The sequence below is a fragment of the Phenylobacterium sp. genome, assembly GCF_030654915.1.
Classification (GTDB): Bacteria; Pseudomonadota; Alphaproteobacteria; order Caulobacterales; family Caulobacteraceae; genus Phenylobacterium.
This window is the reverse complement of sequence record NZ_JAURWM010000059.1, coordinates 1-11,106: the sequence shown is the minus strand read 5'-3', so window position 1 is coordinate 11,106 and position 11,106 is coordinate 1. Positions and strand designations below refer to the sequence as shown.

The 11,106-nt window shown below is 67.7% G+C and carries 14 protein-coding genes; 3 read left to right on the top strand and 11 right to left on the bottom strand.

Annotated elements, in window-relative coordinates; genetic code table 11:
- Together Q7T84_RS02745 and Q7T84_RS02740 are read right to left on the bottom strand one after the other, a co-directional pair.
- On the bottom strand, nt 1-429 hold a 429-nt coding region (locus Q7T84_RS02745), incomplete at its 3' end, for a CheR family methyltransferase (protein ID WP_304806140.1).
- Nucleotides 426-791 (bottom strand): response regulator, encoded by a 366-nt coding sequence (locus Q7T84_RS02740; protein ID WP_304806139.1) that lies wholly within the window; start codon nt 789-791, stop codon nt 426-428. The genes Q7T84_RS02745 and Q7T84_RS02740, both read right to left, overlap by 4 nt.
- Nucleotides 792-952: 161 nt before the next feature.
- Here Q7T84_RS02740 and Q7T84_RS02735 point away from each other — a divergent pair, with 161 nt between their 5' ends.
- Complete coding sequence (locus tag Q7T84_RS02735; RefSeq protein WP_304806138.1) at nt 953-1,678, top strand: glutathione S-transferase N-terminal domain-containing protein; 726 nt, start codon at nt 953-955, stop codon at nt 1,676-1,678.
- A gap of 174 nt (nt 1,679-1,852) precedes the next feature.
- Here the strand turns inward: Q7T84_RS02735 and Q7T84_RS02730 are convergent, their stop codons facing one another.
- From Q7T84_RS02730 to Q7T84_RS02700, 7 genes are all read right to left on the bottom strand, one after another.
- On the bottom strand, nt 1,853-2,671 hold the full coding sequence (locus Q7T84_RS02730; RefSeq protein WP_304806136.1) for an SDR family NAD(P)-dependent oxidoreductase: 819 nt from the start codon (nt 2,669-2,671) through the stop codon (nt 1,853-1,855).
- A 56-nt stretch (nt 2,672-2,727) separates the two neighbouring features.
- Nucleotides 2,728-3,609 carry a TauD/TfdA family dioxygenase gene (locus Q7T84_RS02725; protein WP_304806134.1) on the bottom strand — a complete coding sequence of 294 codons (882 nt, stop codon included), beginning with the start codon at nt 3,607-3,609 and terminating at the stop codon, nt 2,728-2,730.
- Nucleotides 3,610-3,761: 152 nt separating this feature from the next.
- Complete coding sequence (locus Q7T84_RS02720) at nt 3,762-4,694, bottom strand: formylglycine-generating enzyme family protein (protein WP_304806133.1); 933 nt, start codon at nt 4,692-4,694, stop codon at nt 3,762-3,764.
- On the bottom strand, nt 4,691-5,299 hold the full coding sequence (locus tag Q7T84_RS02715; RefSeq protein ID WP_304806131.1) for a TetR/AcrR family transcriptional regulator: 609 nt from the start codon (nt 5,297-5,299) through the stop codon (nt 4,691-4,693). The genes Q7T84_RS02720 and Q7T84_RS02715 overlap by 4 nt, the downstream gene beginning before the upstream one ends.
- Before the next feature lie 39 nt (nt 5,300-5,338).
- Entirely contained in the window at nt 5,339-5,767 is a 429-nt protein-coding gene (locus Q7T84_RS02710; protein WP_304806130.1) for a hypothetical protein, read from the bottom strand.
- The gene (locus Q7T84_RS02705) at nt 5,767-6,180 is read right to left on the bottom strand and encodes a DUF1330 domain-containing protein (RefSeq protein WP_304806128.1); all 414 of its coding nucleotides are present in this window, start codon (nt 6,178-6,180) and stop codon (nt 5,767-5,769) included. The genes Q7T84_RS02710 and Q7T84_RS02705 overlap by 1 nt, the downstream gene beginning before the upstream one ends.
- Nucleotides 6,180-7,082, bottom strand: a complete 903-nt coding sequence (locus Q7T84_RS02700; RefSeq protein ID WP_304806126.1) for a haloalkane dehalogenase — start codon at nt 7,080-7,082, stop codon at nt 6,180-6,182. The genes Q7T84_RS02705 and Q7T84_RS02700 overlap by 1 nt, the downstream gene beginning before the upstream one ends.
- A gap of 106 nt (nt 7,083-7,188) precedes the next feature.
- Between Q7T84_RS02700 and Q7T84_RS02695 the strand changes: the two genes are divergently transcribed.
- Nucleotides 7,189-8,262, top strand: coding sequence for an MBL fold metallo-hydrolase (locus Q7T84_RS02695; RefSeq protein ID WP_304806125.1), 1,074 nt, complete (start codon nt 7,189-7,191; stop codon nt 8,260-8,262).
- 14 nt (nt 8,263-8,276) lie between these two features.
- Complete coding sequence (locus Q7T84_RS02690) at nt 8,277-9,929, top strand: sulfatase-like hydrolase/transferase (protein WP_304806124.1); 1,653 nt, start codon at nt 8,277-8,279, stop codon at nt 9,927-9,929.
- On the opposite strand, the gene Q7T84_RS02685 is transcribed toward Q7T84_RS02690, so the two are convergent.
- Nucleotides 9,926-10,759 (bottom strand): RNA methyltransferase, encoded by an 834-nt coding sequence (locus Q7T84_RS02685; protein ID WP_304806144.1) that lies wholly within the window; start codon nt 10,757-10,759, stop codon nt 9,926-9,928. The two genes, Q7T84_RS02690 and Q7T84_RS02685, sit on opposite strands and share 4 nt — an antisense overlap.
- A gap of 11 nt (nt 10,760-10,770) precedes the next feature.
- The coding region (locus Q7T84_RS02680; RefSeq protein WP_304806142.1) for an acyl-CoA dehydrogenase family protein at nt 10,771-11,106 on the bottom strand (336 nt) is incomplete at its 5' end.

Sequence of the window (11,106 nt, the reverse complement as noted above, 5' to 3'; positions counted from 1 at the left end):
CTCGCTGAGATCGGACCCGAACAGCTCGACCTTCAGCCCCGGTAGGCGGGCGCGCTCGTCCTCGATGATCATCGCCAGGGAATAGACCTCCTGGCCAGACGCGCAGGCCGCTGACCACAGGCGCACGGGCTGCCCCTCCCGCCGCCGCGCCAGCGTCGGCAGCACCTCGTCACGGAACAGGGCGAAGGGCTCGCGGTCACGGAAGAAGGAGCTTTCGGCGTGGGCCATCGCCTCGACGATCGTCCAGGCTAGTCGGTCCTCGCGGTGAGCCCGCAAGGTGTCCAAGAGATCGTCCAGCGACCCGAAGCCTTCGCGGCGGGCGACTGGTCCCAGCCGGCTCTCCAGCAGATAGACCTTCTCGACATCGACTCTAACCCCCGCGCGAGCCGCGCAGAGCTGGGCCACCAGTTCGCGATCCTCGAGCCTCATACCAGCCCGACCTCGGCGAACTTGGCGACCAGAATGTCACCGTCGAACGGCTTCATGATGTATTCGTCCGCTCCGCAGGCTAGGGCCTCGCGAATCCGCTCGACATCGTTCTCGACCGTGCAGAACACCACCTTGGGCGCAGCGCCGCCGGGCTCGTCACGAAGTTGCTTCAGAAAATCGATCCCGGTCATGACCGGCATGTTCCAATCCAGCAGCACCGCGTCGGGCATCTCGGTTCGGCACCAGGCGAGCGCCTCCAGCCCGTCGGACGCCTCGGCGATGGAGAAACCGATATCCTCCAGGACACGGCGCGCGACCTTGCGGATCACACGGCTGTCATCGACGACGAGGCAGGTCTTCAAAAGGCTGGGTCTCCTCCGTGAGCTTCTCGCGCATGGTTGGTTAAGGAGCGGTTTGGCGCGGCGAAGATTCCTTGGTCGGCTAGGGGCGCTTTCAGAAATTGTCGATTGAGGCGCGATGCGCCGCGCCTAGGGTTGCCCCTCATTTCGAGAGAGGCTCTGCGATGATCGACCTCCACTACTGGCCGACGCCCAATGGAAAAAAGGTCACGATCCTGCTGGAGGAGCTTGGCCTCCCCTACAGAGTCGTCCCGGTCAATATCGGCAAGGGCGACCAGTTCACCGATGGGTTCCTGAAGATCGGCCCCAACAACCGCATGCCGGCCATGGTCGACAATGAGCCCGCCGATGGCGGGGCGCCGATCAGCGTGTTCGAGTCCGGCGCCATCATGCTGTACCTGGCCGAGAAGGCCGGCCGCTTCCTGCCCACCGACTTGCGCGGCAAGTACGAGGTCACCCAGTGGGTGATCTGGCAGATGGCCAACCAGGGTCCGAAATTAGGCGAGCGCGGCCACTTCAGCCGGGTCCCAGCCGATCAGGGCGACCAGTCCTACGCCCAGCGCCGTTTCAACGACGAGGTTCACCGCCTGTACGGAGTGCTGAACAATCGGCTCTATGACCGCCGCTACATCGCCGGCGACGACTACTCGATCGCCGACATGATCTCCTATCCCTGGACCGCCAGTTGGGAGTTGCAGGGTATCGACATGGGCGAGTTCAAGTACTTCAAGCGCTGGTGGGACGAGATGTCGGCCCGCCCCGGCGTTCAGCGCGGCATGGCGGTCATCGCCGGAACGCCGGAAGACCCCGCCACCGTCAGCCCCGAAGAACAGGCTCGCCGCCGCAAGCTGCTCTACAACCAGCGCGCCCGCCCGGCGCCGGTGGCGTGAGGCGCTAGCGCCCCGCCCAACTGTCATCCCGGAAAGCGCGCAGCGCTTGTCCGGGCCCCATTTGCGCCGGGCTCGCGGAAGATGGCGAGGCCTTGCTCCGACTTGCCCGATCAGGTGTTCATAAATCCCGGACAGCCGCTACGCGGCGTCCGGGATAACGCTTGAAGGTTCGGCCTACACCAGCTCAGACGGCTTGATCCCGAGCTCCTTCAGCAAGGGCTCGGCATAATCCACGCGGCCGGTCAGGGTCTTCGGATCCCCCGAGGCAAGCTGATAGACGGCTTCGGAAATGAACTCGATCGGCTGCACCCGGTCTTTGGTGGCCTCGTTGATCAGGCCGTGCACCGCCACGCCGGGCGTATCCACCAGCCCTGGCGAGACGACATTGACCGCGATCCCGTCGTCGTAGACCTCTGAGGCCAAGCCGGTGCTGAACCGCTCCAGGGCGGCCTTGCACATGCCATAGACCGTGCCGCCGCGCCCACCGCGATAGGGCTTCTGCGGGTGGATGCCGGCCGGCGATGAGATGTTGACGATCCAGCCCTGCTTGCGCGCGCGCATCCCCGGCAGCACCAGCTGCGACAGGTGGAAGGGCGCATAGACCTGCACCTCCATCATCAGCTTGAAGCGCTTCTCGGGGAACTCCTCGACCGGGATGAAATAGGTGATGGCGGCGTTGTTGATCAGGATGTCGATGGGGCCGAACGTAGCCTCGGCCTCCTCGACCAGACGCTCGCGCTCGCTGGCCTGGGCGAGGTCGGCCTTGATGAAGGCCGCGTGGCCGCCAGCCTTCCTGATGCGCTCGACGGTGTCATGAAGCGTGCCGGGCAGCCTGCTCTCGCCGCTCTCGGCGGTCCGGGCCGACACCACCACCTTGGCGCCCTCCATGGCCAGACGCGCGGCGATCGATTCGCCGATGCCGCGGCTGGCGCCGGTGACCAGGGCGACGCGGCCCTTCAACGGGCCCTCAGGATTAATGCGAGCTTCGCTCATTGAAATCTCCCTAATGAAAGTCTTTGTTTTTAAATTGAAAAGGGGCGGCTTCGCCCCTACTCCGCCGGCTCCCGCAGTTGGAGGTCGGCGCCTGCGGCGCTGGCCGCAGGCCACGCGTCCACGGTCACCCGCCGCATATGGCGACGCTGGCCGGGATAGTCGTTGAGCGCGAAATGCCAGACGGAGCGGTTGTCCCAGAAAGCCACCGAACCGGCGGTCCAGGCGAACCGGCAGGTGAAGGCCTCATATCGGGAATGCTCGAACAGGAAGTCGAGCAACGCCTTGCTCTCGCGCTTGCTCCAACCCTCGATCCGCATCGTGAAGGCGGGGTTCACATAGAGCGCCTTGCGGCCGGTCTCCGGATGAACCTTGACGATGGGGTGGATGAATTCCCCCACCGCGCCCTCGGCCTCGACCACCTTCATGGTCTTGCGCTCTTGGGCCGAGTGACCCTGGGACGAGTATTCGCGCCCCGCCGAATGGACCGCGTTCAGCGTCTCCAGCGTCGCCTTCAGCCCCGGCGACAGCGCGTCATAGGCGGCCGCCTGGCTGGCGAACAGGGTGTCGCCGCCAAAGTCGGGCGCCTCGACGGCGTACAGGATCGAGCCGATCGCCGGCGTCTCGAGGAAGCTCATGTCGGAATGCCAGCCGCCGCCGAAATTAATCCTGTCCGACGGCTCCTTGATGATCTCCATCACCTCGGGATGGTCGTCCATGCCGGAGACGTAGGGATGGATGTTCAGCGGCCCAAACCGCCGCCCGAACGCCAGCTGCTGCGCCGGCGTCAGGCTCTGGTCGCGGAAGAAGATCACCTGGTGCTCGGTGAAGGCGCCGCGGATGGCGGCGATGGTCGCGTCATCCAGCGCGTCGGACAGGTCGACGCCGGAAATCTCCGCGCCGAGCGCGCCGGCCACCTTCTGAACCGTGATCCCGCCCATGGATGTGTTTCCCTTGCCTGTTGCGGCCATGATCGCCGCGCCTGGCGGCCCACGCAATGCGTCCGTAATCAGGGGACAGCTTACCTATTTCGAGCGGAGGCGTCGGCCACGCCCCGGAAATAGGTAAGCTGTCCCCTGATTACCCGGCCCGACTAACCCCGCTTCACCGTCCGGAAGCCCACATGGCTCGTGCCCGTGTCCGGCGGCCCGGGCTGGCGCGCGCTCGGGCGGTAGCGGTAGCAGAAGTTGTCCGCGCAGAGGAACGAGCCGCCCTTGATCAGGTGGGTGCGACCGTTCGGGGTCGGGGACTCGTAGAAGTCCCTGGTCCATTCCCAGACGTTGCCGGTCATGTCGAACAGGCCGTAGGCGCTGGCGGCGTAACAGCCGACGGGCGCCGTGCGGGCCCTGTAGCCGTCGTCGCCCGTGTCGACCGCCGGAAAGACGCCCTGCCAGCTGTTGGCGCGGGGCTTTCCGGGCGTCGGTTTGTCGTCGCCCCATTCGTAGCGGGCGCCGTCGAGCCCGGCCCGGGCGGCGAATTCCCATTCGGCCTCCGTGGGCAGGTCGCGGCCCTTCCAGCGGGCGTAGGCCAGGGCGTCGTCGAAAGCGACCTGCACGACCGGGTGGCGCTCGCGGCCCTTGAGGTCGCTGCCGGGTCCCTCCGGATGCTTCCAGCTGGCGCCGTCGACGACCCGCCACCAGAGCGACGGATCGCCCGACCCGAGCCCCTCGGCGCCGACGAACACCAGCGACGAGGGCTTGAGCTTCTCGGCCGGCACGCCCGGGTAGAGAGCCGGGTCCGGTTGCCGCTCCGCCAGGGTGACGTACCCGGTGGCTGCCACGAAGGCGGCGAACTGCGCGTTGGTGACCTCGGTGCGGTCGATGGAGAACGGCCCGACCGTGACGCGAACCGCCGGTCCCTCGTCATTGTGCTCGGGCATCGCGCCCAGGATGAAGGTCCCGCCCTTCAGCGCCACCTCGCCCGTGGGCGCGGGAACGGGGCAGGCGCGAGTCGGGGTCGCCAGCGGGGGGACTTTCGGCCCGCAGGCGGTCAACCCCAACGCCATGACCAGGACCAGGCGTTTCACGCACGATCGCCGGTGAGGGCGCTCGCCATGCGGCGCATGACAGCCCTGGCGGTGGCGATATCGGCGCCCTGGTCGGTTCGCAGGCGGCGCCAGGCTTCGAAGCTCAGCGCCAGGTACAGCGCCTGGACCAGTTCCGGGTCCGCCTGAACCTCGGCGGGCAGGATGGCCAGCAGCGCATCGCGCTGTCCCTGCACCAGCCGCCCGCGCCCCTCGCGCAAGGCCGCTGAACGGGTGCGCGGGCTGTCGGCGGCGATCTGCAACGGCAGGAGGATTTCAAACGCCTCGGATCGCCGGTCGATCAGGATCTCGATAGCCTCGCGCCAGTTCGACGCCTCGACCGGCGCTTCCAGCAGGCCGCCGAGGCGGGCGGTCATCACCGCCTGCATGCCGCGATAGAGCCCGTCCATGTCCTCGAAAAGCCGGAACACCGTGCGCAGACCGACGCCGGCGCGGGAGGCCACGGCCTCGGCCGGCGGCATGGTCAGGCCCTCAGACACCAGGGCGATCATCGCCTCCACGATGCGCAGCCGACTGGCTTCCGAGCGCAGCCGACGGCCATCGACGACAGGTTCGGCGGCCAGGGGAAGCATCGTCGGGGCGGTCATGGGATCAGGCCTAGCATCACCGGCGCATCCTGCAAGGGATCAGGTCCCGGTCGAGGATTGCGGCCGGGGCCGGGCGAACTCCCAGATCACCGCCAGGGTGAGGACCAGGGCCGAAGCTGCGATGCCCTTGGCGCCCGGATAGCCGGTCCCGACGGACTTGGAGACGAAGGCGATGTAGAGCGAGAGCAGGGCCCGCAGTAGTTCCACAGCCAGCAACGGCGCGGCGAAGGCGCGGAACCGGGCGACGACCAGAAGATCGATCAGGCCCGAACCGATCTGGCCCGCCCCGATCATCGCCAGCAGGAAGACAATGACCTTTCCGCCCTGGGCCAGGTCGAAATGGGCGATGACCCCCGCGCCGCTGTCCGGCAGGAAGACATGAATCGCCCCACGGACCAGATTGATCAGCCCCAGCAGGACCAGCAGACCCAGGGTGATCCTGGACGGCGCGCGGGCCGGGACGCTCATCAGACGCCAGCCTCGGAGCACTGGATCAGCAGCTGACCGGCCAGGCCCGCCTTCCGGTGGCGGCCGATCTCCTGGACCTCCGGCGAGGTGGCGATCTCCACGAAGGCCGCGCGGCTGGGATATTCCATGATCGCCACGGCGTCCCACAGCTCGCCGACCTCGCCGATGACCAGGGCGTCGACCTTGCTGGAGAAACGCAGCTTGCCGCCCTTGGCGAGCACCAGCGGCGCCATCACCCGGCCGTAGCGGTCGTAGGCTTCGCGGCCTGTCATCTCCGGCTCACCCGGCTCGTCGTACCGCGCCTTGTCGCGAAACTTGAGCAGGTTGACCATGACGATGGGCTTGTCGCCGCCCATGGCCAGCAGGCTCTTCAGTTGATCGCCCGTAGGGACGACGGCGTTTTCCACGTTCATCAGCGGGTCTCCGAAATGAAGCTGTCGATCAGGGCGGCGAGCTCGGCGGGCCGGTCCTCCTGCAGGAAGTGGCCGCCGCCCTCGATGATGGTGTGCTTCTGGCCTTTCGCGCCCGGGACCCGGCTCTGGAAGGGGACGTCGCCGCCCTTGGACACGGGGTCGCCGTCGCTGAAGGCGGTCAGGAACGGCTTGTCGAACGCCTCCAGCACCGTCCAGGCGGCCTTGTTCTCGGCCACCGAGGCGTGCTCGGGCGTGACCGGGACGAAGGTCGGGAAGATGCGCGCGCCGGACTTGTAGGTCTCGTCCGGATAGGGCGCGTCATAGGCGGCGATCTCTTCGGGCGACAGATCGCGCAGGGAGCCCATGTTGACGATCATGCCCGCCGGGAACACCGGCATGGTCTGGCTCATGGTCAGCCAGGCCTTGAAGCCGTCGCTCATGCCCGTGCCGGTGGGCATGCCGGTGTTGGCGACAATCACCCGGGCGAAACGTTCGGGAAAGGCGGCGACCAGACGCAGGCCGATCAGGCCGCCCCAGTCCTGGCAGAACAGGGTGATGTCCTTCAGGTCCATGGCCAGCAGCCAGGCGCTCATCCAGGCGACGTGCTTCTCGTAGCTGTAGTCGGTCGTCTCCGCCGGCTTGTCGGACCGGCCAAAGCCGACCAGGTCCGGCGCCACGACGCGATGCCTGCCCATCAGCGGCGCGATCATGCCCCGGTAGAGGTAGGACCAGGACGGCTCGCCATGCATCAGCAGCACCGGCGCCGCGTCGCGGGGACCTTCGTCGACACAGGCGATGCGCAGGTCGGTCCCGGAGGCGTCGCGTATGGTCTGGTAGTGGGGCGCGAACGGGAAATCCGGCAGGGCCGTGAAGCGATCATCGGGTGTTCGAAGTACCTGCACGAGGGATGGTCCGCTTTCAGATGGAAGCCGGTTGACCGGCGGGAAAAGTAATGGCACAAACTATGCCAATATAATTCCGGCAGGCAAGCGGGATTTGGGGGGCGACATGAAACGCATCATCACGGGACTGCTGGTCCTGCTGGTTCTCGTCGTGGCTGGCGCCTGGGTCGTTCGCGGCAAGATCGCGTTGCGGATCATGGAGCGGCGTCTGGCGACCGCGATGGCCAATCCGGTTGTCCCGTCCCTGCCGGACGGCCTGCACGTCGCCGTCTGCGGCGCGGGCGGACCGTTCCCCGATCACGACCGCGGCGGTCCCTGCACGGCGGTGATCGCCGGCAAGCGCATGTTCGTCGTGGACACCGGCGAGGCGGCTGGCCGCACGATGGGTCGCATGGGCCTGTTCGGAAGCGACTTCACGGTCCTGCTGACCCACTTCCATTCCGACCACATCGACGGCCTGGGCAACGTGGCCCTGCAGCGCTGGGGCGGCGGCGCCCTGACGACGCCGCTGCAACTCTACGGCCCGGCCGGGGTCGAGCGCGTCGCCGCCGGCTTCTCGGAGGCCTACGTCCTCGATTCCAGCTACCGCACCGCCCACCACGGCCCGAAAATCATGCCGCCGTCGACGGCGGGAATCCAGCCGCGCGCCTTCGCCATTCCGGAGGGCCAGGACTCGGTTGTCGTTCTGGAGGAAGATGGCGTGAAGATCACCGCCTTCCGGGTCAACCACGGCCCGATCGATCCGGCGGTCGGCTATCGCTTTGACTACAAGGGCCGCAGCGTCGTGATCAGCGGCGACACCGCCTCGTCCCCGATTGTGGCGAAGTACGCCCGGGGCGCCGACCTGCTGGTGCATGAAGCCCTGTCGCCGGTGCTGGTGAACCTGATCCGGGAGGCCGCGCTCAAGGCCGGCAACGCCAAGCGCGCCCAGATCATGCACGACATCCTGAACTACCATACCAGCCCGGCCGAGGCCGCGGCCATCGCCCGCGACGACAAGGTTGGGGCCCTGCTTCTGAACCACATCGTCCCGCCGTTACCGCTGAAGGCGCTGGAGGGTCCGTTCCTCGGCGACGCCCGGAAGGTCTATACAGGCCCTCTGTGGATCGCCCGGGACGGCGACCTGGTCAGCCTGCCGGCCGGCGACCGGACCATCACGCGCAAGAACCTGCTTCACTAGCTGGGGGAACGACCATGAACCGCAAGCTTGCCTGGGCCCTCGGGACCGTCGTCGTCATCGTGGTGGCCGGCGTCATCGCCTTCCAGCACTTCTGGATCTACATCCCCGGCGTCGTGGGAAGGATCAAGAATCCGATCCAGCCCTTCCACGAGGTGACCTGGGGCGCGGGCGCGGCGCCGACCCTGGCGCCCGGCGCCCGGCGGCCACCCAATGTCATTGTCATCGTCGCCGACGACCTTGGCATCAACGACCTGCAGTCCACCGGCGCGGGCGTCGCCAATGGCGCGGTACCGACCCCCAACATCGACTCCCTGGCCCGGGACGGTGTGAGCTTCACCAACGGCTACGCCGGCAACGCAACCTGCTCGCCGTCGCGCGCGGCGATGATGACCGGGCGCTACCCGACCCGCTTCGGCTTCGAGTTCACCTCGGTGCCGGTCGCCTTCGCCCGCAACATCAAGCGCATCGGCGGTCACGGGCCGATCAAGCCGATCTTCTACGAGGACCGCGTCGCCGCCATGCCGCCGGTCGAGGACCTCGGCGTGCCCGCCAGCGAAGTGACCCTGGCCGAGACGATGAAGTCCGCCGGCTATCGCACCCTGCACATCGGCAAGTGGCACCTGGGCGAGGCCGAGGGCCTGCGGCCCGAGGACCAGGGCTTCGACGACACCCTGAACATTCTCGCCGGCGGCGGCATGTTCCTGCCGGCCAACGACCCCAACGTGGTCAATTCGAAGCAGGACTTCGACGCGATCGACAAGTTCCTCTGGGCCAACCTGCCCTTCTCCGTGCGGTTCAACGGCAGCAAGCCGTTCCACCCGCGCAACTACATCACCGACTATTTCGGTGACGAGGCGGTCAGCGCGATCCGGGCCAACAAGGACCGGCCGTTCTTCATGTACCTGGCGTTCAACGCGCCGCACACGCCGCTGCAGGCCCTTAAGTCGGACTACGACGCCCTGCCGCAGATCAGGGACCACCGCCTGCGCGTCTATGCGGCGATGATCGCGGCGCTGGACCGCAACGTCGGCAAGGTGCTGGCCGAGCTGAAAGCCCAGGGCCTCGAAGGCGACACCATCGTCATCTTCACCAGCGATAACGGCGGGGCCAACTACATCGGCCTGCCGGACATCAACAAACCCTACCGCGGCTTCAAGGCGACCTTCTTCGAGGGCGGCGTCCGGGTGCCGATGTTCATGCGCTGGCCGGGCCAGGTCCCCGCCGGATCAACCACGCCCGTCCGGGCCATGCACTTCGACATCTTCGCCACGGCTGCGGCGGCGGCCAACGCGCCGCCGGCCAAGCCCGGCGTCCTCGACGGCGTCGACCTTCGGATCCTGGCCAGCGGCAAGGCGTCCGACCGGCCCCTGTTCTTCCGCTCCGGTCACTACCGCGTGGTGATCAACGGCGACTGGAAGCTGCAGCTGTCCGAGCGGCCGAAAAAGGCCTGGCTGTTCAACATCAAGGCCGATCCGACAGAACAGACCAACCTCGCGGCCGCCAATCCGGCCATGGTCGCCCAGCTGACCGCCCTGCTCGACGCCCAGGACCGACGCGCGGCCAAGCCCATCTGGCCGGCTCTGATCGAAGGCCCGATCTGGATCGACAAGCCGGTCGACGGCACGCCGATGCCCAAGGACGCCGAATACGTGATGTGGGCGAACTAGCTCGGATTCGGGACAGACACCGGCGGTGTCTGTCCCTGTCGGAGCGCATGCAACGCGATCCCGGCCGCGACCGCGACATTCAGCGAGTCGAAGCCGGGGGCCATCGGGATCGAGACGGTCCGGCAGCGGGCCAGGGTCGCGTCAGGCAGGCCCGGCCCTTCCGCGCCGAGCAGCAGCGCCGGACGTACGAGCGGGGCCAGGTCTGACAGGGCCGTCTCGCCGGCCGGGCTGAGCGCCACCGGCGTGAAGCCGCGCCGCTCTAGCAGGCCGATGAGGTCCTCGCCTTCGCCCAGCCGCGCGTACGGCACGCGCAACACCCCGCCGACCGAGACGCGGATGGCCTTGCGATAGAGCGGGTCGCAGCAGGTCGGATCGAGCAGCACCGCGTCGACCCCGAACCCGGCGGCGTTGCGGAACAGCCCGCCCATGTTGTCGTGGTTGGAAATCCCGACCGGCGCCAGCACCAGCGCCCGGTCCGGCAGGCTCTCCAGCAGGTCGTCGGCCGCGACCGGCGGGGCCCGCTCGGCCAGGGCCAGAATACCGCGGTGCAGTTCGAAGCCGACGATCCCGTCGAGCACCGGCTGGCTGGCGAGATAGACCGGGACGTCATCGGCCAGCGTGTCGAGGATCGGACGCAGCTTCTCCAGCCGCTTGGGCGCGATCAGCACCGACAGCGGCCTGTGCCGGTCCTGTCCCGCCAGCACCCGCAGCACGGTCTCGCCCTCGGCGATGAACCGGCCCTGCCGCCCGACCAGATCCCGCTCGCGGATGTCGCGATAGGCTTCGAGCCGGGCGTCGGCGGGATCGTCGATGGGGATGAAGACCGGGATCGCGCGCGCCTCTAGAAGCTCTTGGGCATGCCTAGCACGTGGGTGCCCACGTGGCTGAGGATCAGGTTCGTGCTGATCGGGGCCACCTGGTAGAGCCGCGTCTCGCGTAACTTGCGCTGTATGTCGTACTCCTGGGCGAAGCCGAAGCCGCCGTGGGTCTGGATACAGGTGTCGGCGGCGGCCCAGCTGGCTTCTGAAGCCAGCATCTTGGCCATGTTGGCCTCGGTGCCGCAGGGCTGGCCGGCGTCGAACAGCGCGGCGGCATGGTCCACGGCCAGCGCGGCGGCCGACAGCTGGACGTAGTTGCGGGCAATCGGGAACTGCACGCCCTGGTTCTCGCCGATGGC

Coding starts and splice junctions, on each gene's coding strand:
- Q7T84_RS02725 (WP_304806134.1), bottom strand. CDS start 3,609: ATGGGCGGGATCACGGTTCAGAAGGTGGCCGGCGCGCTCGGCGCGGAG.
- Q7T84_RS02735 (WP_304806138.1), top strand. CDS start 953: ATGATCGACCTCCACTACTGGCCGACGCCCAATGGAAAAAAGGTCACG.
- Q7T84_RS02730 (WP_304806136.1), bottom strand. CDS start 2,671: ATGAGCGAAGCTCGCATTAATCCTGAGGGCCCGTTGAAGGGCCGCGTC.
- Q7T84_RS02705 (WP_304806128.1), bottom strand. CDS start 6,180: ATGAACGTGGAAAACGCCGTCGTCCCTACGGGCGATCAACTGAAGAGC.
- Q7T84_RS02695 (WP_304806125.1), top strand. CDS start 7,189: ATGAAACGCATCATCACGGGACTGCTGGTCCTGCTGGTTCTCGTCGTG.
- Q7T84_RS02710 (WP_304806130.1), bottom strand. CDS start 5,767: ATGAGCGTCCCGGCCCGCGCGCCGTCCAGGATCACCCTGGGTCTGCTG.
- Q7T84_RS02690 (WP_304806124.1), top strand. CDS start 8,277: ATGAACCGCAAGCTTGCCTGGGCCCTCGGGACCGTCGTCGTCATCGTG.
- Q7T84_RS02715 (WP_304806131.1), bottom strand. CDS start 5,299: ATGACCGCCCCGACGATGCTTCCCCTGGCCGCCGAACCTGTCGTCGAT.